19 protein-coding genes are annotated in these 21,610 nt (G+C 64.2%); 7 read left to right on the forward strand and 12 right to left on the reverse strand.

All coding sequences use genetic code 11. From position 1 onward, the window contains the following. Positions 1-25: 25 nt before the first annotated feature. The 3 genes from K3551_RS19950 to argB are packed head-to-tail and all read left to right on the forward strand — an operon-like array spanning position 26 to position 2,210. Complete coding sequence (locus K3551_RS19950) at positions 26-637, forward strand: CatB-related O-acetyltransferase (protein WP_409197434.1); 612 nt, start codon at positions 26-28, stop codon at positions 635-637. Further along, positions 634-1,287 (forward strand): ribosome biogenesis GTP-binding protein YihA/YsxC, encoded by a 654-nt coding sequence (gene yihA / locus K3551_RS16660; RefSeq protein WP_259915827.1) that lies wholly within the window; start codon positions 634-636, stop codon positions 1,285-1,287. Before K3551_RS19950 ends, yihA begins: the two co-directional genes overlap by 4 nt. Positions 1,288-1,340: 53 nt before the next feature. Then, the gene (gene argB / locus K3551_RS16665) at positions 1,341-2,210 is read left to right on the forward strand and encodes an acetylglutamate kinase (RefSeq protein ID WP_259915828.1); all 870 of its coding nucleotides are present in this window, start codon (positions 1,341-1,343) and stop codon (positions 2,208-2,210) included. Positions 2,211-2,327: 117 nt separating this feature from the next. Here argB and K3551_RS16670 read toward each other — a convergent pair whose 3' ends face one another. Further along, positions 2,328-3,605: a DUF3422 family protein gene (locus K3551_RS16670; RefSeq protein WP_259915837.1), complete on the reverse strand. Its 1,278-nt coding sequence runs from the start codon at positions 3,603-3,605 to the stop codon at positions 2,328-2,330. A gap of 85 nt (positions 3,606-3,690) precedes the next feature. Then, a complete protein-coding gene (kynU, locus tag K3551_RS16675; RefSeq protein WP_259915838.1) occupies positions 3,691-4,890 on the reverse strand; it encodes a kynureninase in 1,200 nt (399 codons plus the stop codon). A 273-nt stretch (positions 4,891-5,163) separates the two neighbouring features. Between kynU and K3551_RS16680 the strand changes: the two genes are divergently transcribed. Both K3551_RS16680 and K3551_RS16685 read left to right on the forward strand, forming a co-directional pair. Next, positions 5,164-6,738, forward strand: a complete 1,575-nt coding sequence (locus K3551_RS16680) for a Re/Si-specific NAD(P)(+) transhydrogenase subunit alpha (protein WP_259915844.1) — start codon at positions 5,164-5,166, stop codon at positions 6,736-6,738. Between the two features lie 15 nt (positions 6,739-6,753). After that, a complete protein-coding gene (locus K3551_RS16685) occupies positions 6,754-8,250 on the forward strand; it encodes an NAD(P)(+) transhydrogenase (Re/Si-specific) subunit beta (protein WP_259915846.1) in 1,497 nt (498 codons plus the stop codon). Between the two features lie 74 nt (positions 8,251-8,324). On the opposite strand, the gene K3551_RS16690 is transcribed toward K3551_RS16685, so the two are convergent. The 10 genes from K3551_RS16690 to hppD all read right to left on the reverse strand — a co-directional run bounded on the left by K3551_RS16690 (position 8,325) and on the right by hppD (position 18,995). Next, the gene (locus tag K3551_RS16690; RefSeq protein WP_259915848.1) at positions 8,325-8,798 is read right to left on the reverse strand and encodes a hypothetical protein; all 474 of its coding nucleotides are present in this window, start codon (positions 8,796-8,798) and stop codon (positions 8,325-8,327) included. 255 nt (positions 8,799-9,053) lie between these two features. Beyond that, complete coding sequence (locus K3551_RS16695; RefSeq protein WP_259915851.1) at positions 9,054-9,560, reverse strand: hypothetical protein; 507 nt, start codon at positions 9,558-9,560, stop codon at positions 9,054-9,056. A 72-nt stretch (positions 9,561-9,632) separates the two neighbouring features. Continuing rightward, positions 9,633-10,316, reverse strand: coding sequence for a D-lyxose/D-mannose family sugar isomerase (locus tag K3551_RS16700; RefSeq protein ID WP_259915853.1), 684 nt, complete (start codon positions 10,314-10,316; stop codon positions 9,633-9,635). Between the two features lies 1 nt (position 10,317). After that, complete coding sequence (locus tag K3551_RS16705) at positions 10,318-11,316, reverse strand: ABC transporter ATP-binding protein (RefSeq protein ID WP_259915855.1); 999 nt, start codon at positions 11,314-11,316, stop codon at positions 10,318-10,320. Between the two features lie 3 nt (positions 11,317-11,319). Continuing rightward, positions 11,320-12,564: an MGH1-like glycoside hydrolase domain-containing protein gene (locus tag K3551_RS16710; protein WP_259915863.1), complete on the reverse strand. Its 1,245-nt coding sequence runs from the start codon at positions 12,562-12,564 to the stop codon at positions 11,320-11,322. A 5-nt stretch (positions 12,565-12,569) separates the two neighbouring features. Next, positions 12,570-13,796, reverse strand: coding sequence for a carbohydrate ABC transporter permease (locus K3551_RS16715; RefSeq protein ID WP_259915866.1), 1,227 nt, complete (start codon positions 13,794-13,796; stop codon positions 12,570-12,572). Positions 13,797-13,902: 106 nt separating this feature from the next. Next, entirely contained in the window at positions 13,903-15,159 is a 1,257-nt protein-coding gene (locus K3551_RS16720) for a carbohydrate ABC transporter permease (protein ID WP_259915867.1), read from the reverse strand. A 55-nt stretch (positions 15,160-15,214) separates the two neighbouring features. Next, a complete protein-coding gene (locus tag K3551_RS16725; RefSeq protein WP_259915880.1) occupies positions 15,215-16,558 on the reverse strand; it encodes an ABC transporter substrate-binding protein in 1,344 nt (447 codons plus the stop codon). Beyond that, positions 16,555-17,652, reverse strand: coding sequence for a LacI family DNA-binding transcriptional regulator (locus K3551_RS16730; protein WP_259915882.1), 1,098 nt, complete (start codon positions 17,650-17,652; stop codon positions 16,555-16,557). Before K3551_RS16730 ends, K3551_RS16725 begins: the two co-directional genes overlap by 4 nt. 236 nt (positions 17,653-17,888) lie before the next feature. Next, on the reverse strand, positions 17,889-18,995 hold the full coding sequence (gene hppD / locus K3551_RS16735) for a 4-hydroxyphenylpyruvate dioxygenase (RefSeq protein ID WP_259915883.1): 1,107 nt from the start codon (positions 18,993-18,995) through the stop codon (positions 17,889-17,891). Between the two features lie 141 nt (positions 18,996-19,136). Here hppD and K3551_RS16740 point away from each other — a divergent pair, with 141 nt between their 5' ends. Then, positions 19,137-19,589, forward strand: a complete 453-nt coding sequence (locus tag K3551_RS16740; protein ID WP_259915885.1) for an Lrp/AsnC family transcriptional regulator — start codon at positions 19,137-19,139, stop codon at positions 19,587-19,589. 99 nt (positions 19,590-19,688) lie between these two features. Continuing rightward, entirely contained in the window at positions 19,689-21,605 is a 1,917-nt protein-coding gene (locus tag K3551_RS16745) for a monovalent cation:proton antiporter-2 (CPA2) family protein (RefSeq protein WP_259915887.1), read from the forward strand. The last annotated feature ends 5 nt before the right edge of the window (positions 21,606-21,610 follow it).

Consider the following 21,610-nt stretch of genomic DNA (forward strand, 5'->3'; position numbering starts at 1 on the left):
CCCCGATCCCGATACCCTGACGCCCATGGCTCCGGCCTATGGCGGGACCATCTTTCTGCGCCCATTGGCCAAGGGCCGCGACAACGTGACGGTCGGGCCCTACGCCTATTACGACGACCAGGATGAGACGCGCGATTTCTTCGATCGCAATGTGCTGCACCACTACGACTTTGTAGGCGACCATCTGACCATCGGTGCCTTTTGCGCAATCGCCCATGGCGCGCGGATCGTGATGAATGGTGGCACGCATGCAATGGACGGATTTTCGACCTTTCCGTTCAACATTTTCGGTCACGGATGGGACGCGGGGTTCGACCCCGCCAGTTGGGAGGCCGGGCGCAAGGGCGACACGGTGATCGGCCCCGATGTCTGGATTGGCAACGGCGCGACCATCATGCCCGGCGTGACCATCGGGGCAGGTGCCATCGTGGCCGCCGCGTCGGTGGTGACGCGCGACGTGCCCGCCTATGCCGTCGTGGCGGGCAATCCTGCCCGCACCGTGCGCCGCCGTTTCGACGACGCCATTGTCGCCCGCCTGTTGGCCATCGCCTGGTGGGACTGGGATGTGGCCCGGATTGCGCGTAACCTGAATGCCATTCGCGGGGCCGACCTGGCCGCGCTGGAGTCTGCCAAATGACCGCCCTGCCCTTTCCCGTCGTCGATGCCCCGGATCCCGAAGCGGAGGAGCGCGGCCGCAAGCTGTTCGCGTCTGGCGGAGAGTTCCTGAAGGGCGTGGTTGCCATGTCCGGCATGCCCCCCGCAGACCGGATCGAGGTCTGCTTTGCCGGTCGGTCCAACGTGGGCAAATCGTCTCTGATCAACGCATTGACCGGGCGCCGTTCATTGGCCCGCGCGTCGAACACGCCGGGCCGCACCCAGGAAATCAACTTCTTCACGCTGGAAAACAGCCATTATCTGGTCGACCTGCCCGGCTATGGCTTTGCCAAGGCACCGGTGGCAACGGTCGCGAAGTGGCAGGCCCTGCTGAAAAGCTATCTTGCGGGGCGACAGACGCTGCGCCGCGCCTTCGTCCTGATCGACGCTCGCCATGGGGTCAAAGCCGTGGACGAGGAAATCATGTCCCTGCTCGACGCCTCGGCGGTGACGTTTCAGACGGTTCTCACGAAGGCCGACAAGGTGAAAGACGCGGAACGGGAGCAGGCGCTGGACCAGACGCGGCGTGCGCTGGCCCGCCATCCGGCGGCCTTTCCCGAACTGATCGTTACATCCTCCGAAAAGGGCTGGGGCATCCCGACCCTTCGATCCGTCATCGCCGAAATTTCTTGAACAAAGAAAATTTCCAAACTCTTGTGCCAAGAGTTTTCGCCCCGGAGCCGCAGATGAAACCCCAGGACGCCATGACCAACCGCGACAACGCCGCCATTGCCCGCACCCTGAACGAGGCGCTGCCCTATCTGACCCGTTACGATGATGCGATCGTCGTCATCAAACTGGGCGGGCACGCCATGGGATCGGACGAGGGCATGGCCAGCTTCGCCCGCGATGTCGTGCTGATGCGGACCGTGGGGATCAACCCGGTCATCGTCCACGGCGGTGGACCGATGATCAACGCCATGCTGGACCGGCTGGGCGTGACGTCGGAATTCGTGCGCGGCAAACGCGTGACCGATGCCGAAACCCTTCGGGTCGTCGAAATGGTCCTGGGGGGCGAGATCAACAAACGCATCGTTCAGGCCATCAACACCGCAGGCGGCCGCGCGGTGGGTCTGACGGGCAAGGATGCCGACATGATCACCTGCGTGCAGGACGATCCGGATCTGGGCTTCGTCGGAACCCCGTCCGAGGTCGATCCCCGCCTGCTGCACTCGTTGTTCCGCGACGAGATGATCCCCGTCATCGCCCCCATCGGGACCGGTGAAAATGACGAAACATTCAACATCAACGGAGACACGGCCGCAGGTGCCATCGCGGGCGCGCTCAAGGCGGACCGCCTGCTGCTGCTGACGGATGTGACCGGGGTCAAGGACGCCACGGGCGAAGTCGTGACACAACTCAGCGCGTCGCAGGTGCGCGACCTGACCGCCGACGGCACGATCGCGGGTGGGATGATTCCCAAGACACAGACCGCGCTGGATGCGTTGGCCGCAGGCGTCCGCGCGGTTGTGATCCTGGATGGTCGCGTCCCGAACGCGGCCCTGCTGGAGCTGTTCACCAGCCACGGCGCCGGCAGCCTCATCCGATCCGAATGACCCGCCATTCAGGTTAACGCGCGGTCGGCAACGCGCCCCTGTTTCTTCTCGGCGAAAATACTCCACGGGGGTCCGGGGGTGTGAAACCCTCGGCGCTCTCCGATGAAGGGTCGGTCGTTACGACTCCATCCCGCGCCGGATCCGCCGAACCACCCACCAAACGGCCGCGACGACAGGGATCACGGCAACGGCCGACACCATTTCCTTGGACCAGCCGAGCTGGGCCCCAAACGGATAGAGAGCCGCGGCCACCAGGCCCAGCGCGTAGTAGCTGATCGCCACGACCGACAGGCCCTCGACCGTCTTTTGCAATCGCAACTGTGCCGCGGCCCGGTCGTCCATCGACCGCAGCAACAAGGCGTTCTGTGTCGCGCGGTCGACGTTTACGCGGGTGGACAACAGATCGCCCGCCCGTTTGGCCCGCTCGGCCAATGCTTCCATCCGGCCCTGGACAGACCGGCAGGTCCGCATTGCCGGATCGAAGCGGCGCATCATGAATTCCGCCAGGGTCTGACGTCCGCCAAAGCGGTCTTCTCGCAGGACCGAGATCCGTTGCTGGACCAGCGCGTCATAGGCATCCATCGCACCGAACCGGAAAGAGGATCGCGCCAGCATCCGTTCCAGGTCAGAGCCGATTGTCAGCAATCCTTCCAACGTCGTCTCGGTCTGTGCCTCACCCGCGCGCAGTGCGCCAACCAGGTCCGACAGGGTCTTGTCCATCTCCCCCAGCTCTGCCGACAACGCCCGGGCCCGTGGCAGGGTCAGCATGGCCATGGTCTTGTAAGTCTCGATCTCGCAGAGGCGCTGGACGATCCGCCCGACGCGCCGATCGCCCGCGTCGTCCGAGGCGAAGACGGCAAAGCGGATGTGCCCGCCGGTATCGATACGGAAATCGCTGGCGATAATGGCGCTGTCGTCCAGAACGCTGGCCACGGCCAGGCTTTCTGGAACAAACCACCCGGCCAATTTTTCGTCAATCGCGCTGTCTTCGGGCCGGTTTTCCACCCGGATCAGGGCCGAGGTCAGACGCATCCCCGGCGCGTCATCCAGCCAATCGGCGGGAAATTCATTGAAGACACTGCCGTCAAAGGGCCGATCCGCGACGCCATCCGAGAACAGCGTGTAGGTCACGAACTCCGTATGGCTTTCCCATTTCAGGCGGTGCTTGCCAAGCTGGCCAAAGAAGTGCGTGGCCCCCGGTTTCGGGTGATCGGCCCCGAACCGATCCAACAGCGCCTCCAGGTGGGCGCGGTCGACGGCACGGTCGCGATTGGCGGCGTCGTCTTCGCGCTTGATCGCCAGAAATGCGGCCCGGCATGGGGCCGTCAGGACCGGAAAAGGCCGCGCGTGCAACTCGTTGGCCAACTCGTATCGGCGGGGGTGGTCGCGCAGCATCGGAACCTCATGCGTTTCTGCTGAGCTAGCGCGCAAGCGACACTGCGCAAACGGGGGGGACGGTATGCCTTGGTATTCGTGACTTTCACGTCACGCGACGACGTATCGCAAATTCCGGACGGCGGTATTCACCCTGGTCCATCACCTCGCGGATGTGGCCGACCGCCGCGTCGACATCCGCCTCTGACAAGAACAGCGGGGTAAAGCCGAACCGCAAGATGTCGGGCGCGCGGAAATCGCCGATGACGCCGCGCGCAATCAGGGCCTGAACGATGGCGTAGCCGTCGGGATGCCGCAGGCTGACCTGCGACCCGCGCGGCACGCCGGGCACCAGCGCAGGCATCAGATCGGGGCAGGCGCGCGTCACGGCGTCCAGAAACCGATCCGACAGTTCCAGAGATCGGGCGCGCAGCGCGGGCATGTCGACCTCGTCCCAGATGTCGAGCGCGGCGTCCAGCGCGGCCAATTGCAGAACCGGCGGCGTGCCGACGCGCATCCTCTCGATCCCGTCGCCTGGCGCATAATCCAGATCGAAGGCAAAGGGAGCGGCATGGCCAAGCCAGCCCGACAGCGCCGGGCGCACCGCATCGTGCAGCCCCTCGCGCACGTAGATGAAGGCAGGCGCGCCCGGCCCCGCATTCAGGTATTTATAGGTGCAGCCCACGGCGAAATCCGCCCCCGCCCCCGTCAGATCCACCTCATGGGCACCGGCGGAATGGGCCAGGTCCCAAACCGTAAGTATGCCTTTACGCTTTGCCGCCGCCGTCAGGGCGGCCATGTCGTGCAGCCGTCCCGTGCGGTAATCGACCTGGGTCAGCATCAGAACGGCCACATCATCCGTCAGCGCCCCCTCGATGGCTTCGGGGGCTACGGTGCGCAGCTCAAACCCCTGACCTAAAGTAGAAATCAAGCCCTGCGCCATGTAGAGATCGCTGGGAAAGTTGCCGCTGTCCGACAGAACAACGCGGCGGTCCCCGGCCAGATGCAGGGCCGAGGCCAGCGCCTGATAGACCTTGATCGACAGGGTGTCGCCGGTGGTGACGGTGCGCGGAGCGGCCCCGATCAATCGTCCGATCCGGTCGCCCAGCCGCGTGGGCCAGCCCATCCAACCGGCACCGCCCGCGCCCTCGTTCCAGCCCCGGATCAGCAGCTTGCCCCAGTCATCCTCGATGGTCTGGCGCACCCGTTCAGCCGCGGCTTTGGGCAATGGCCCCAGGGAGTTGCCGTCAAGATAGATCACCCCTTCGGGCAGAAAGAATCGCCCGCGCAACTCGGTCCAATCCATCGAGAAAACTCCGCTTCTTCGGCGTAGCACGCCAGGTGCCGCGACCCTGCGACACTGCGGCAGGTGGGTAAAGGCCATGCAACGCGGACCCTGCGTAAGCTGCTCCAGCGCTTAAACTCAAAATTAATTTTGATATTTGAGCCATTTGTTGTCATTTTCCAACACGTCAGACGCTGTGACGCAACATAGTTTCACTCGTCCGTTGCTTAGCTTGAGCATCTTGCGTGCCACAGATAAGAGGCGACATCGCCACCAGTTTCCGGAGACCAAGCAATGAAGATCGGCGCACCGAAAGAGGTTCACGAGGGCGAAGCCCGCGTGGCGATCACCCCAGACAGCGCGGGGCATCTTCAAAAGCTCGGCTATGACGTCGCCGTCGAGGCCGGCGCGGGCGAAAAGGCTGGCTTCACCGATGCCGCCTATCGCCAGGCAGGTGTGGACGTCATCGACGGCACCGATCAGCTTTGGAAAATCGCAGATATCGTCGCCAAGGTCCGTCCCCCCACCGAGGACGAAATCGCCCGCCTGGAACACGGCAAGACGCTGATCTCTTTCTTCTACCCCTCGTCCAACCAGGCTCTGATGGAGTTGGCCCGCGACAAGGGTGCGTCGGTCATTGCGATGGACATGGTCCCGCGCATTTCGCGTGCGCAGAAGATGGACGCGCTGTCGTCGATGGCCAATATCGCGGGCTACCGTGCTGTCATCGAGGCGGGCAACAACTTCGGCCGCTTCTTTACCGGCCAGGTCACCGCTGCGGGCAAGGTGCCCCCGGCAAAGGTTCTGGTCGTCGGCGCCGGCGTGGCCGGTCTGGCGGCAATCGGCACCAGCACGTCGCTGGGCGCGATCACCTACGCCTTCGACGTGCGCCCCGAAGTGGCCGAACAGATCGAATCGATGGGCGCGGAGTTCGTGTTCCTCGAATTCTCCGACGATGAACTGCCCGACGGCGCCGAGACCGGCGGCTATGCGCCGCCGTCCTCGCCGGAATTCCAGGAAAAGCAGTTGGCGAAGTTCCGCGAAATCGCGCCGGACATCGACATCGTCATCACCACCGCGTTGATCCCGAACCGCCCGGCCCCGTTGCTGTGGACCAAGGATATGGTCGAGGCGATGAAGCCCGGCTCCGTCGTGATCGACCTGGCCGCCGAGCGGGGCGGCAACTGCGAGTTGACGGTCCAGGATCAGAAGATCGTGTCCGACAACGGCGTGACGATCATCGGCTACACCGACTTCCCCAGCCGTATGGCGACGCAGTCCTCGACGCTTTACGGCAACAACATCCGCCACATGATGGCCGATCTGACGCCCGAGAAAGACGGTCAGGTCGTGCACAACATGGAGGACGACGTGATCCGCGGTGCGACCATCGCGCATGAGAACGCGATCACCTTCCCGCCGCCGCCGCCAAAGGTCGCAGCGATTGCGGTGCAGAAGAAAGAGAAGCCCAAGGAGCTGACACCCGAGGAGAAACGCGCCGCAGAAGTCGCCGCCTTCAAGTCGGAGACGAAGTTCCAGGTCGGCCTGCTGGCCGTCGGCGGCGCGCTGCTGCTGTTGGCAGGGTTGTTCACGCCTGCCAGCTTCATGCAGCACTTCATCGTCTTCACGCTGGCCTGTTTCGTCGGCTTCCAGGTTATCTGGAACGTCGCCCATTCCCTGCACACGCCTTTGATGGCGGTCACGAACGCGATTTCGTCGATCATCATCCTGGGGGCGCTGGTGCAGATCGGCTCTGGCTCGATCCTGGTCACGATCCTGGCTGCGGCCGCGGTCTTCATGGCCGGGGTGAATATCTTCGGCGGCTTCCTCGTCACCCGGCGCATGCTCGCCATGTTCCAAAAATCTTAAAGCGGGGCCAGACACATGGAACTCGGATTCACCAATGCGGCCTATGTCGTCGCGGGCGTTCTCTTCATTCTGTCGCTGGGCGGGCTGAGCAGTCAGGAAAGCGCCAAGCGCGCAATCTGGTACGGTATCGTGGGCATGGCCCTGGCGGTCGTCGCGACGATCGTCGGGCCGGGCGCGGGGCTTTGGCCGCTGTCCATCATCCTGATCGGCCTTGGCGGGGCCATCGGCTATCAGCTGGCCACCAAGGTCCAGATGACCCAGATGCCGGAACTGGTCGCCGCGATGCATTCGCTTGTCGGTCTGGCGGCGGTTTTCGTCGGCCTGAACGCGCATATAGAGATCGGCCGCGTGGCGGCTGCCTTTGCGGAGGCTGGCGCAGCCTTCCCGCGGGGCTACGGCGAGACCCCCGAGGTCGCGCTGGCCGGGGCTGCCGTGGCTGAACAGTTCAGCGGTTTCGCGGCGCTGGTCGCCAAGAAGATCCCGGTCGAGATCACGATCCTGCAGATCGAACTGTTCCTCGGCATCTTCATCGGGGCCGTGACCTTTACCGGGTCTGTCATCGCCTACGGCAAGCTGGCCGGACGGGTCGACAGCACGGCGAAAAAGCTGCCCGGAGGTCACATGCTGAACGCCGGTGCTGCCGGTCTCAGCCTGCTGATGCTGGTGATCTACATGTCGTCGGGTTCGACGCTGGCGCTGGTCGTGATGACGTTGGCCGCGCTTTTCATCGGCTATCACCTGATCATGGGCATTGGCGGGGCGGACATGCCTGTCGTCGTTTCGATGTTGAACAGCTATTCCGGCTGGGCGGCTGCCGCGATCGGCTTCTCGCTCGGCAACGATCTGCTGATCACGGTCGGCGCGCTGGTCGGTTCGTCTGGTGCGATCCTGTCCTACATCATGTGCAAGGCCATGAACCGCAGCTTTGTCTCGGTCATCCTGGGTGGCTTTGGCGGCCCGGCGGGTGAGCAGATGGCCGTCGAAGGCGAGCAGATCGCCATCGACGCCGACGGTGTTGCCACGGCCCTGAACGAGGCCGACAGCGTCGTCATCGTGCCGGGCTACGGCATGGCCGTGGCGCAGGCGCAGCAGAACGTCGCCGAACTGACGCGCAAGCTGCGCGCGGCAGGCAAGGAGGTCCGCTTTGCGATCCACCCGGTCGCCGGTCGCCTGCCCGGTCACATGAACGTGCTGCTGGCCGAAGCGAAGGTTCCCTACGACATCGTGCTGGAGATGGACGAGATCAACGACGACTTCCCCGACACGGACGTCGTGATCGTCATCGGGTCCAACGACATCGTGAATCCGGCGGCGCAGGACGATCCGAACTCCCCGATCGCGGGAATGCCGGTTCTGGAAGTCTGGAAAGCCAAGCAGGTGTTCGTGTCCAAGCGCGGTCAGGGCACCGGGTATTCCGGCATCGAGAACCCGCTGTTCTTCAAGGACAACACGCGGATGTTCTATGGCGACGCCAAGGCGTCGCTCGACACGCTGCTGCCCAAGATCGACTGACCGCAGGGCACCGATCCCAAACCAGAAAGGGCCGCCCAACCGGGCGGCCCTTTCCTATTCGACCTGAGGTCGAATTACATGTTCAGGATGGTTTCGATTTCGTCCCGGTCACCATTGTCGCTGTCGAAGGCACGGAAATAGATCTCGGCGATCTGCGTGTCGGTCAGCGTGGAGGCGTCCACCTCGAAGCCTTGGCGGTCGAGGAAGTTCTGCACCGACTTCACAACCGAGGCTTCGCCGATCGGCTCCAGGCCCAGTTCGTCGGCTTCGGCCAGCGTCATGCGACGCTCAGACAGCGCATAGCCTGTGCCTTCACCGGCGAGGACCTGCTTGATCTGCTGCGCTTCGGGCGCATCGCCCTGCGTCAGGGCATAGATCTCGACGATCTGCTCATCCGACAGGGTCGTCATGTCGTAGTTGGCGAACCCGTTCGTCTCGAGGATGTTCTCGACCGAGTCGACCATGGTCGGCGACACGCCGGTATAGGCGAGGGCCGGGGCGGTCAGGGACAGGGCGGCGGCGGTGGAGATAACGGCAAAGCGTTTCATGTAGTATTCCTTTCACATTGTGACGGCCGCTGCTGTGCGGCGTCTTGCAATCACAACAGCCTCAACCGCGATTCAGTTTCCAAATTTCCGATTTTTTTTCTTTGGAACCCGTAGGTTAGTTGTGCGTTTGAACGGGTTTTCCGAACGCGTCAGCGGTCTCGCAGACACACGAACGCCCCGGCCGTTTCCGACCGGGGCGTTGCTCAACGAATACCTTCCAGTCCGCACAACCAATCGGAAGGCACCCGGAGGGGGTCAGGCCGCAGTAAGGACCGACGGGGACATTGCGCCATCGCGCATCGTTGCGGCCAAATCTGTCAGGTGGCTTCCATAGCGGCGCATGGACTGCGCGCTGGTCACTGCCGCACCGGGCGCGGCCCAAGTCATCGCATGGGCATCGGCCAGCGCCCAGAGGTCGGCCTCGGTCGAGGCGTCGCCGTCCCGGATGTTCATGCCATCGGTCAGAACCGCTGCCAGCTTGCCTTGCCAATCGCGCGGCGACAGGTGGCTGCGGCTGGTGTCGGCAAAGGCCCGCATTCTAGGCGAGAGGCCATTGGCCCCTGCCTGGCTTGCGAAAACGATGACGTCTGCGGCATCCAGACCTTCCCAGACCTCAGCAGGCAGGTCGCCGGCAGGCAGTTGCCACAGGCGCACTGTTCCGCCTGCGGCGGCGGCACCATCGGCCAGCGCCTCTGCCCTCCGAACAAGCGGAAGCGTGGCGGAACACAAGATGATCTCGATCTTCGGGGCCTGGGGCGTCATGGGGCGTCCTCTCGGTCGGTGTGCATGTGCAACGACCGAGAGGTTGATCTTGTTCCAGGCGGTGCCAGCCGGTCAGAGCAGGCGCGCGTAATCGCTTGCCAGCAGGTGCACCGGATCGACGTCTTCGTCGATGTCCGCAAAACGGCCGATCGGTTCGCGGAACCAATTGTCGGTGTTGTCGTCGTTGACGGTCGACACCTCGCCGATCAGCACGTCGCCCCCCTCGCCCCAGAAGGCGTGCCAATCGCCCGGCATCAAGGTGACGCTCTCGCCCGGGGCGAATTTCAACACTTCGCCGGGGGCGAAATCGCGGCGGATACCGTCGCAATACACCGTGCCGCCCGCGGTCTCATCGAAGGCCCCATCCTCGGCCGAGCCATAAAGCTGGATCGCCAGCGTTGCCCCACCCCGGTTGATGATGTCCTCGGCCTTGAGCCAATGGGAATGCATCGGGCTGAGCTGATCCTTGCGCGAAATCATGATTTTCTCGGCATAGCACATGCCGCCACCGCGCTTCAGATCCTCCTGCCGACCGTTGCGGGTGGTGAACAGAAACAAGCCCATCTCGTCGAACTTGCCCGCGCCATAGTCGGTGATGTCCCAACCGAACATCCCGTCGATCAGCGGCTGGATATCCGTCTTGCGGGCCCGCATCTCGTCGGGGGACCAATAGGCGAAGGGGGGCATCACATACCCGAAGGAGCGGATGAATTCATCCCCCCGAAGGAGGATGTCGTTGATTTCAGACCGTTTCATGTCAGATCCTGTTACCGTCGGCACCAAAGTAGTGCAGCGGCGCATTCGAGAAATCGAGCCCGATCGTCTGTCCCGGCCTCAGATCCGTCGTCCCGTCGGTCCGGACGGTCAGCTTGCCCGCCTCACCACAATCGACGATCAGATAGGTATCGGCACCCAGATATTCGGTGACGTCCACAACGCCCTGCAGGTCGCTGCCGCCCAGGCCGATGGCCTCGGGGCGAATGCCCAGGTGAACGGCCCCCTCGGGCGCGTCCGCGCGGACCGAGGCAGGCATGATGTTCATCTTGGGCGATCCGATGAACTGCGCCACGAACAGGTTTCCGGGCCGATCGTACAGCTCGCGCGGCGATCCGACTTGTTCGATCCGACCCGCCTGCAAGACCACGATCCGGTCGGCCAGGGTCATCGCCTCGACCTGGTCGTGGGTGACGTAGATCATCGACGCCTTCAACGATTGGTGCAGCTTGGCAATCTCGTAGCGCATCTCGACACGCAGGGACGCGTCCAGGTTCGACAGCGGTTCATCGAACAGGAACGCGGTGGGGGCCCGCACGATGGACCGACCGATGGCGACGCGCTGCCGTTGGCCACCTGACAGATCCTTGGGCCGCCGCTCCAGATATTCCTCCAGGCGCAGGACGCGGGCGGCATCGCCGACCTTTTCCTCGATTTCCGACTTCGGCGCGCCGGACGTCTTGAGCGAGAAGCCCATGTTCTCACCCACCGTCATGTGGGGGTAGAGCGCGTAGCTCTGGAACACCATCGCCAACCCGCGCTTGGCGGGCGGCTCTGCGGTCTTGTCGGCCCCGTCGATCAGGATCTGACCGCGCGACGTCTCCTCCAGGCCGGCAATCATGCGCAGCAGGGTGGACTTGCCGCAGCCGGACGGCCCGACAAAGATGACGAACTCGCCGTCGTTGATCTCCAGGTCGACGCCCTTGATGACCTGCACTTCGCCGAACCACTTTTCGACGCCGTTGAGTGTGATGGATCCCATCGTTCAGTCCTCCTGCCCGGCCCAGCCGAGCCACACGGCTGCGGTCCAGGTGAATGTCTTGCCGCCCGCAGGCGTCCCGTCGCCGGGGTGGTAGTATTCTGCAAACCCCTGCCGCCTGATCAGATCGGCGGTATCCGCCTTCAGGCGCGCGGCTTCCTGCGTCAGGCCCTGCTCTTCCAGGCCGAAGCCGATCAGACAGTTCATGATCGGCCAGATCGGCCCCCGCCAATAGCGCAGCGGCTCATACTTCGGCCCCTCCGGGTCGTAGCTGGGGATGCCCCAGCGCGCCGCGTCCCAGATCCGCGCCATCGGCGCCCGCATCCGGTCGTCGGCCACGCCGCCATACCAGCACAGGCAAGAGGCGTTGGTGACCACGCCCGACCATTCGCCAGTCAGCACGTCGCGGGAATCGTAACTGCCGATCCCGTCGTTCCAAAGGCTCGCGGCTCCGGCCTCCAGGGTCTCGATCCAGCCCGCGATGTCCGACGTATCCATCCCCAGCGCCTCGCCCGTGGCCAGCAGGTCGCGGTGCGCACGCAACAGGATAAAGGTCATCGTCGGATCGGCCACCCGGAACGGGTTGTTCGCCTTGATCTCGGCGTGGTCCCAATTGCAGGCGACCCCGAACTGCACCAAGGCGATATAGCGATCATAGTCGAACTTGGTCGGCCGCATCGCCGGGTCCACGTGGCCGGTGTCGCGCCGGGTGTATTCCCCCACGCCCGAGGGATCGACCGCCGCCAGCGCCCCATCCCAATCGGGGGCATTGTCGCGCCCTGCTTCCCAGGGATGCGTGATGCAGCAGGCGCCGTCATCGTCCAGACGCCAGTCCATGAACCACTGATGCCAGCGTTTCAGCCCCGGCCAGATCGCGCGCAACCGGTCAGCGCCTGCCTCTGGGTTGGCGTCGTACATGCGCCGCGCAAAACTGGCCGCCACCGGCGGTTGACTGATGCCCGACGATGCAATGGGCCCGCGCCCCTGCCAGACATCCGGTCCAGGATAATAGCCGGGGTCCTGCCGGTGGAACAGGATATGCGGAAGCATTCCGTCGTCCCATTGGCCGGACATCAACGTCTCCAACTCCTGCCAGCCACGCCCCACGTCGAAGGTCGAAAACCCCCAGGCCGCAAAGGCCGAGTCCCAGTTCCACTGGTAGGGGTACAGCCCTGCGGTCGGCACCGTATATCCGCCCCGGTCGTTGCCGGTCAGGATCGCGCGGCCCTGCGCGTTCAGATCTTGAGTCATGTCGCTCATCCTTTGACGCTCCCGGCCGTCAGGCCCTTCGTCATGAATTTTTCGAGGCCAAGGAAGATCACCATGATCGGCAGCGTGGCGATCACCGCGCCCGCCATCAGGTGTTGTCTTGGCACTTCGGAGGAATTGAGGGCCGAAACCCCGCGTGTCAGCGTGAAGATTCCGGGATCATCCAGCAGCATGAAAGCCAGCAGGAACTCGTTCCAGGCAATCATGAACACATAGAGCGATACCGAAGCCAGCGCCGGCAGAGACAGCGGCAGCGTGATCTTCCAGATCACCTGCAACCGAGACAGCCCGTCCATCAGCCCGGCCTCTTCAACCTCGGCCGGAAGCCCCCGGAAATAGCCCTGCAACATGTACAAGGCGACCGGGATCGTCGTGACCGGATAGATCATCAGCAGCCCAGGGATGGAATTGCGCAGCCCGGTGACGCTGAAGGCGATGTAGATCGGCAGCGCCAGAACGATCATCGGCACCATGTAGATCAGCAGGATAGACCGCGAAAACGCCGCCCGCCCCCGGAACTTCAGCCGCGCCACCGCATAGGCCCCCGGCACCGAAAACAGCAGCGTCAGGATGACGGTGAACACCGAGACGTAGAACGAGGTCCACAGATAGCTGCCGAAGCCATAGTCGCGGAACAGCTCCTGATAGGACCGCAGCAGGCCCCAGCCCTTTTCCCAGTCCAGCGAAAAGTCGAGCGGGTTCTGCAACAACGCCTGCTGCGACTTCAGCGAGGTCATGACCATCACATAGAACGGAATGGCGATCATCGCGGTAAAGAAGACGTAGCCGAAGCCGGTCAGGAAAGCGATGATCGCCTCCTCCCACTCGTGTTTGGTCGCATCGCCTTTGGGCAATGGCGCGCACATCTTGCGCAGGCCCAGCCCCGTGCCGATTGCCACGGCCAACTGCCCGAACAGGTTGGACCCAAGACTGGATTCCGCCAGCAAGGGGCCGAAGCCGACCCAGCCCAGAACCACCAGCGCCAGCGCGGCAGGCCACAGCCATTGCCGGTTCCAGACAGCCGCGAACCCGACCAGAGCCCCCCAACCCAACGAGGGCAGGATCAGCGGGCGAAACAGATCGCCGGTGGCGAAGGCCATGACGACCGCCACGGCAACGGCCACGGTAAAGGTCCAGAGCGCCCCAAGAACGGCACCGGTCACCGAACCATTGCGCCAAATCGGCCCGCCGGTGTTCACATCGGTCGCGCTCATCGTGCCGCCTCCCACTTCTCTGCTTGAAAAATATCCCGGGGGGTGTGGGGGGCTGGCCCCCCGCTTGCCCGGTCGGACCGGCCCCGCCGGTTCGAGACGATGCGCATCACAGGCCCTCCTCCTGGCTGATGAAGCGGAAGAACAGCGCCGCAAAGACCAGCAGCGTACCGAACACGACGACCGCCACAGCCGCCCCGGCACCGATGTTGGAAATCGCAAAGGCCTGCTCATAGACGTTCACCGTCAAGGTCCGCGTCCCGGCGTTGCCCCCTGTCAGCAGGAAGATGTCGTCGAACTTGTTGAAGGTCCAAATGAAGCGCAGCAGGAACAGCACCGACAGGATGCCCAGCAGCATCGGCAACGACAGATAGCGGAACTTCTGGAACGGGCTGGCCCCGTCCATATCGGCCGCCTCGTACATGTCGGTGTCGATCGACTGCATCCGCGCCAGGATGAACAGGAACGACAGCGGAAAATAGCGCCAGATCTCGAACACGGTGACCATGATCAAGGCCAGGGGCCGGTCGCCGAAGAAGTTGATCGGCGCATCCGTCACGCCCATCTGCAGCAGCAGCGCGTTGACCGAGCCGGAAAACGGGTTGAACAGCGTCACCCAGGTAAAGGCCACCGCAATGACCGGGGCCACGTAAGGGAAAAGGTACAGGCCCCGCAGCAACCCCTGCCCCCTGAACGACTGGTTGAGCAGCAGCGCCGCCATCAACCCGACACCCAGCGCGCCGATGGTGCCGACGATGGTGTAGAACGCAGTGGCGAACAGGACCGAGCCGAAGTCGCGGGCGCTGAACACCTTGGTGAAGTTCTCCAACGTGAAGTCGAAGTTGGTGAGGATGAAATCGCCCTCTCCGCGCAGAACGGCGGGGCTGTCCTCGTTGTCGACGGGATTGGCGGCGAACGCCGGCCCGATGACCGCCGGAATGGTCACCCGCTCGCGGAAGCGGCCTTCGACATCGCCCCAGTCACAATCCAGATTGCGCCCGTCCAGGGTGCAGGGCGCGGGCACGGCGCCCACAATCAGCCCCTCGGGGATCACATCCGAGAAGCCGACCCCGGTCATCGTCGCATCCGCGGACGACAGCCGCAGGCGATAATCGATGCCCAATTCGGCACCTTCGGACATGTCGCGCCCGCGCCAGCCCTCGTTCATCACGACGGTCGGTGGCCGAAGGTCCGAAAGCTCGACCGGTTTCACGGAGATCCAGAAGATCGCCAGGAGCGGCAGCAGCACGACCAGCGACACGATCGCCAGCGTCGGGAACAGCAGGCCCCAGGCCAGTCGCGCCTCACGTTTGGCAAGCGGCCCCGGCCCCTTGGGCGGAGTAGGAGAATGCGTCGTATCTGTCATGACAATGCCCTTGGCGTGGGTTGCCGGGGCGCAGGACGCGCCCCGGCGGGGTGGCTCACTCGACGGCGGCCAGTTCTTCGTTCATCAGCGCGACGGTATCCGCAGCCGAGCGTTCGCCGTCCACGAACTCCCGGACCAGGCGGTTGAACACCTGGGCGTTGATGATCTTGGAGGCCAGCGCCAGCTGCCCGTCCTCGACGCCCCAACGCTGCGCGACATCCAGACCGCCCACGATCTCGTCGATCATCGACGCCTCATAGAGGTCTGCCAGCGGAGCCTTGCGGTCGACGCCGACCGGCAGGGCCTGCCAGGCCTTCACGTTGGCTTCGGGGTCGGTGCCGTCACCGCGACGCACGGGGAACTTGCCCTCGGGTGCCATGGACAGCATCGGCGCATAGCCCTCGCCCATCAGGAACTCGACGAACTGCATGGCGCTGTCGGTGTCCGCGTCGGCAGTGATGCCCATGTAGCGGACATCACCCCAGGCCGCGCCATCGGGGTTCGACGGACCGGCAAAGGTGGTGACAACGCCGGTCTTCGACGCCAGCTCGGACGAGGTGGGATCGTCGGTGATGGTGGGCGGGGCGCTGTCGCGCAGACCGGCCAGTTCGTCCAGGATGAAGGGCGACCAGATGATCATCGCCGCCTGACCTGCGAAATACAGCTCGCGGGATTGCTGCCAGAACAGGTCCCCGTCCGGGCTGGCGTCGACGATCTTCTTGTAGAACTCCAGCACTTCGGTCGTGGCGTCCACGTCCAGTTCGGCCAGGCCGTCGGCATCGACCGGCGACACGCCGTTGGCCAGGAACACATGTTCCAGAACCTGGGACATGAAGCCCTCGTCAACCTTGGTGGCGGCAACGAAACCATACATCTCCGGCGGGTTGTGCAGGGCCTCCAGCGCGGCCTCGACGGCGGCGTAGGTGGTCGGCGCCTCCAGGCCCGCCGCGTCGAACAGGTCCTTGCGATAGACCAGCATCTGCGTCCAGCCATCGACCGGAACCGAGGTAAAGCCGCCCTCGTAGGCCGCCATGCCCAGCGCGCCGGGCGCAAAGGTGTCCTGACCCAGCATCTCGATCACGTCGGACGCGGCGTCGGTGTCCAGGATACCGGCTTCGGCCCAGGGCAACGCATACTGCAACGAGTGATAGATCACGTCCGGCAGGTCGCCTGCGGCAAAGGCCGCCGTGGCGCGGGTGCCCAGGTCGTTTTCGGTGACCGGGATGATTTCCACCTCGATGCCGGTGGCGGCGGTGAAGGCGGCGGCGACCTCTTCCTGGACGGCGACGCGCTCCGGCTGTTCCTCGGGCGTCCACATGCGGATGGTCTGGGCGCTGGCCATACCGGCGGTCAGCGCGGTGATGGCAGTTGCCGTCAGTAGCGTGTTGCGAAACGTCATGCGTTTCCTCCCTCTTGGTTGATCATCTTCTGGCGCAGGTGCGCCGAAGTCCGTGCGGGCGGCCCGTCAGAGCCCCCCTCTACAAGGGTGGCATCCGCCAACCAGCGCAGCGCCTCGGGCTCCGCCTCCCCCTTGATCCTTTCGATCAGCATCCGCGCCAAAGCCGCGCCCGCCGCCTTTGTGTCCACCTTCCAGGTGGTCAAGGGCGGGCTGGCATTCGCAGCCTCGGGGATGCCGTCATAAGCCATGATCGACACGTCCTGTCCGACCGTCAGCCCGCGTTCCTTGACCGCGCGGTACCCCCCCAGGGCCGCCTGATCGAGAACGTAGATAATCGCCGTGGGCGGGGCATCCCGGTCCAAAAGCTGCCGCGTCGCGCGCACGCCGTCGGCATGATCGCGCGCGCCCCAGACCACGTCCACCGGGGTCAGCCCCTCGGCCGCCATGGCCGTCAGGAACCCCTGGGTGCGCAGATGCGCATAGTTGTATTCCGACCCGCTGGTCACCAGCGCAATGTCCCGGTGCCCCATCTCGACCAGCCGCCGCACGCCCGCACGCATCGCGGCCCCGCCACGGATGTCGTAGTAGCTGATCCCGGTCAGATCCTCGCACCGACCATAGAGAACGAACGGCACGCCTTTTTCGCGCAGATACTCGATCCGCGGGTCTTTGCGCAGGGTCCGTTGCAGGATGAAACCATCGGCCTTGCGGTCCTCGATCAGCCCGTCCAAGACGTCGCGCATCTGCTCGCCCGAGGGGGCGGTGGCCACCGTCAGCGTCCAGCCCTGAGCGCCTGCTGCCGTCGTCACGCCCGCCAGAAAATCGGTCAGGAATGGCGAGTGTCCGTCATGTTCGCTGACCTCCATCACGAGACCCAGCGCCTTGGCCCGCCCCGTACGGATCGCCTGCGCCTGCGCCATCGGACGATAGCCCAGCCGGTCAGCCGCCCGCTGCACACGCGCACGGGTTGCCTCGGCGATATCGGGATACCCGTTGAGCGCCCGACTGACCGTTCCCTTGGTCAATCCGGTCTCAGCAGCAAGCTGAGCGATGGTGACGCGCGCACCTTTCCCGTCCACGCGAACACGTGTCATGCCGTTGGCAATCTGCACCTTACAAGGTCCTCCCTTGCGAGTCAGATTGTGCCACCGAAACCGGTTTCGGCAAGAATTTTTCCGATTACTTTGCAGGCATTTCGCGCAACATCAGAAAGCCCGCCACGCAGGATGCGTGACGGGCTTCATCGAAAACCGAGAAATGTGTCCGTTTTTACAGGGCCATACGGGTCCCGACCGCAGCGTGATCCTCGCCGCCGCCAGCGTCCGAATACCTAGCCCGCTTTCAGGACGCCCCTGTCGATCTGATCCTGCTCGATCGCCTCGAACAAGGCCTTGAAGTTGCCTTCGCCAAAGCCGTCGTCGCCCTTGCGCTGGATGAACTCGAAAAAGATCGGTCCGATGCAGGTCTTGGAAAAGATCTGCAACAGGATGCGCGTCTCGCGCCCCTGCCCGCCATCAAGTTCGACCACACCTTCGCCGTCGATCAGAATGCCGTGCTTTTCCAGCGCGTCCAGCGGCTCTTCGTGACCGGCGACCCGGTCCTGCGACAGGGGGTAATAGGTGGCGGGCGGCTTTGGCATGAACTTGACGCCGTTGGCGGCGATGGCATCGACCGACTCGTAGATGTCCTTGGCCCCGACCGCGATGTGCTGAATGCCCTCACCGTTGTAACGCTTGAGGTATTCGACGATCTGCCCGGTCTCGCCCCGGTCCTCGTTGATCGGAATCCGAATCCGTCCGCAGGGCGAGGTCAACGCGCGCGACAGCAGGCCCGAATGCTTGCCCTGGATGTCGAAGAACCGGATTTCGCGGAAGTTGAACAGATCGCCGTAGAATTTGAACCAGACGTCCATGTTCCCTTTGTGGACGTTGTGCGTGAGGTGATCGAGGTAGTGAAAGCCGACGCCCGCAGGGTGCGCGTTCGCGATCCAGTCGAACTCCGCGTTGTAAGGGGAAGCGTCGCGATACTGATCGATGAAATAGATCAGGCTGCCGCCGATCCCGACAATGGCGGGCGCGTCCAGCGACTTTGCCCCTTCGAACGGCTTGCCCCCCTTGGACACGGCATAGGCAAAGGCATGATCGGCGTCGGCCACCCGCCAGCCCATCGCGGGCGCGCAGGGGCCGTGTTCGGCGACGAAATCCATCGCATGGCTGCCCGGCTCGGCGTTGATCAGATAGGTGATGTCGCCTTGCTGCCAGACTTCGATGGCGCGCGTCTTGTGGGTGGCGACATGCGTGTAACCTTGGCGCGTAAAGACGTCGCGCAAATCCTGGGGTGTCTCGCTGGCGAATTCGACGAACTCGAACCCGTCGGTGCCCGCGGGGTTCTCGGCGCTGATCTCGGCATAGGGGGCATCGTGAGGGAACGGACCCATGGCATCTCTCCTGGCTGTTGGTTGGACTTATGCAACAGGGGGAACGCGGTGTATGCGCGAAGGTTGACGCGGTTCCGGCCCGGTCCGGTGGTTTCCCGCGCAAATCTTGCCTATTTCGCGCGAAATCCGCATAATCCGGAAATGGATGACACCGACCGCCGCATTTTGCACCTGCTTCAACGGGACGCCAGCCTGACCGCCGATGCCTTGGGCCGGGCGCTTGGCCTGTCGGCCAGCCAGGCCGGTCGTCGCCGCGCCCGGTTGGAAGGCACGGGCGTCGTGCGCGCGACCGTGGTGCGCCTGGACCCCGCGCAGCTGGGTCTGGATGTGCAGGCCTTTGTTCAGGTGCAGATGACCAGCCATGCCCCCGTGCGCGCCCGCGCCTTTCTGCAACTGTTGGAGGCGGAACCGCGCGTCGCCTCGGTCTGGACCATGACCGGCGAGGCCGATTATCTGCTGCGGGTCTGGTGTCGCGACCTGAGCAGCCTCAACGACCTCGTGCATCGGGTGCTGCTGCCACACGACGCCGTGGCGCGGGTTCAAAGTCAGATCGTGATGGATCAGCCCAAACGCGACAGCCCCCTGCCGGTATAGTGCCCCGACATCGGGGGCAGCCCGCCAAAGATAGGGGCGCGTGCGCGTATGTACATGCCGCCCGTTGTCCCCGGCGCGCGCCTGCCCTAGCGTCGACACATGGAAAGCTTTCTCTTTCAGGCCGCGATTTACCTCGGTGCCGCCACGCTCTGTGTGCCGCTGGCCGTTCGCTTCGGGCTGGGCTCCGTTCTGGGCTATCTGGTTGCCGGTATTCTGATCGGACCGGTTACCGGTCTCGTCGGCTCTGAAACCGAAAGCTTGCAGCATTTCGCTGAATTCGGCGTCGTCATGATGCTGTTCCTCATCGGGCTGGAGCTGGAACCCCGCGCGTTGTGGGACATGCGGGCGCGGTTGCTGGGACTGGGTCTGGGGCAAGTCACGCTGACCATGGCCGCGATTTCGGGGGCCGCGTTCTTTTTCGGGATGACCTGGCAGGTTTCGGTGGCGATCGGTATGACCCTGGCGCTGTCATCCACGGCGATCGTGATGCAGACCCTCAACGAGAAGCAATTGACACCGACGCGGGGCGGGCGCTCCGCCTTCTCGGTGCTGCTGGCGCAGGACATCGTGGTGATCCCGATGCTGGCGGTCATGCCGCTTTTGGCAACGGGACAAAGCCATGGCGATGGCGGCCACGGGACCGATGCCATGGGCGACGGGGAAAGCGCCCAGATGGTCGCGGATGTGACCCATTGGGTCGACACCCTGCCGGCCTGGGGCCTGACCGCGCTGACCATCGGAGCGGTGGCCATCGTGATCCTGGGCGGGCTGTTCCTGACGCGCCCGATCTTTACCTTTGCCGCTCAGGCTCGCCTGCGCGAGATGCACACCGTTGTCTCGCTGCTGTTCGTGATTGGCGTCGCAGTCTTGATGAACCTCGTCGGCCTGTCGCCCGCGCTGGGCACGTTTCTGGCGGGGGTCGTTCTGGCGAATTCCGAATTCCGGCACGAGCTGGAGGCGGATATCGAGCCGTTCAAGGGCATCCTGCTTGGCTTGTTCTTCATCACCGTCGGCGCGGGCATCGATTTTGGCACCTTTGTTGGTGCGCCGCTGGTGGTTCTGGGGGTCGTTGCCGGGCTGATGGCGGTCAAGGGCACGATCCTGTTCGTGCTTGCCCTGATCTTCCGCATGAAGGGACGTGACCGGATCCTGTTCACCCTGTCACTGGCACAGGCGGGTGAATTCGGGTTTGTCCTTGTGTCGGTCGGCGTGCAGGACGGGGTCTTCGGGCAGGAGGTGTCGGCCATCCTGTTGCTGGCCGTGGCGCTGTCCATGCTTCTGACGCCACTCTTGTTCATTGCCCATGACAAGTTGGCCGCCCGGCACAAGAGCGAGGCCGACGTGCCCGCAGACGAGATCGACGAGACGGCCGAGGTCATCATCGCCGGCGTCGGGCGTTTCGGTCAAATGGTCCACCGGATGTTGCAGGGGTCCGGCGTGTCGACGGTGGTTCTGGACCGCGACATGGAGACGATCCAACTGTTGCGCCGTTTCGGGATCAAGACCTATCTGGGTGACCCGACCCGCCCCGAGCTGCTGAAGGCGGCGGGGCTGGCCACGGCCAAGGTCCTTGTCGTGGCGCTGGACGACCGGGCGGACGCCGTGAAACTGACGAAGATGGCCAAAAAGGCGAACCCGGACATCCACGTGGTCGCCCGTGCCTATGACCGGGTGCATGTCTATGAGCTGTACCGGGCCGGTGCCCGCGATATCGTGCGCGAAATGTTCGACGGCTCGCTGCGGGCCGGGCGCTATGCATTGGAACGTCTGGGGTGGACCGAAACGGACGCCCACGAAGCGCGCGAAGCGTTCTACAAACACGACCGGGAGTCGCTGCTGGAACTGGCGCAGTTGTGGAAGCCGGGGGTGCCGATCAGCGAGAACCCGGAATACACCGCCAAGGCGCGCGAACTGTCAAAGGGCCTGGAGAATGCCATCCTCACCCGGTTCGGGGAGGATGACGACGCCGCCGCGGCCGCCCGCGACGACTCAGAGCCATCGGACCGCCAGATCTGACGGAA

Origin of the sequence: Jannaschia sp. M317, assembly GCF_025141175.1 — a bacterium.
Lineage (GTDB): Bacteria > Pseudomonadota > Alphaproteobacteria > Rhodobacterales > Rhodobacteraceae > Jannaschia.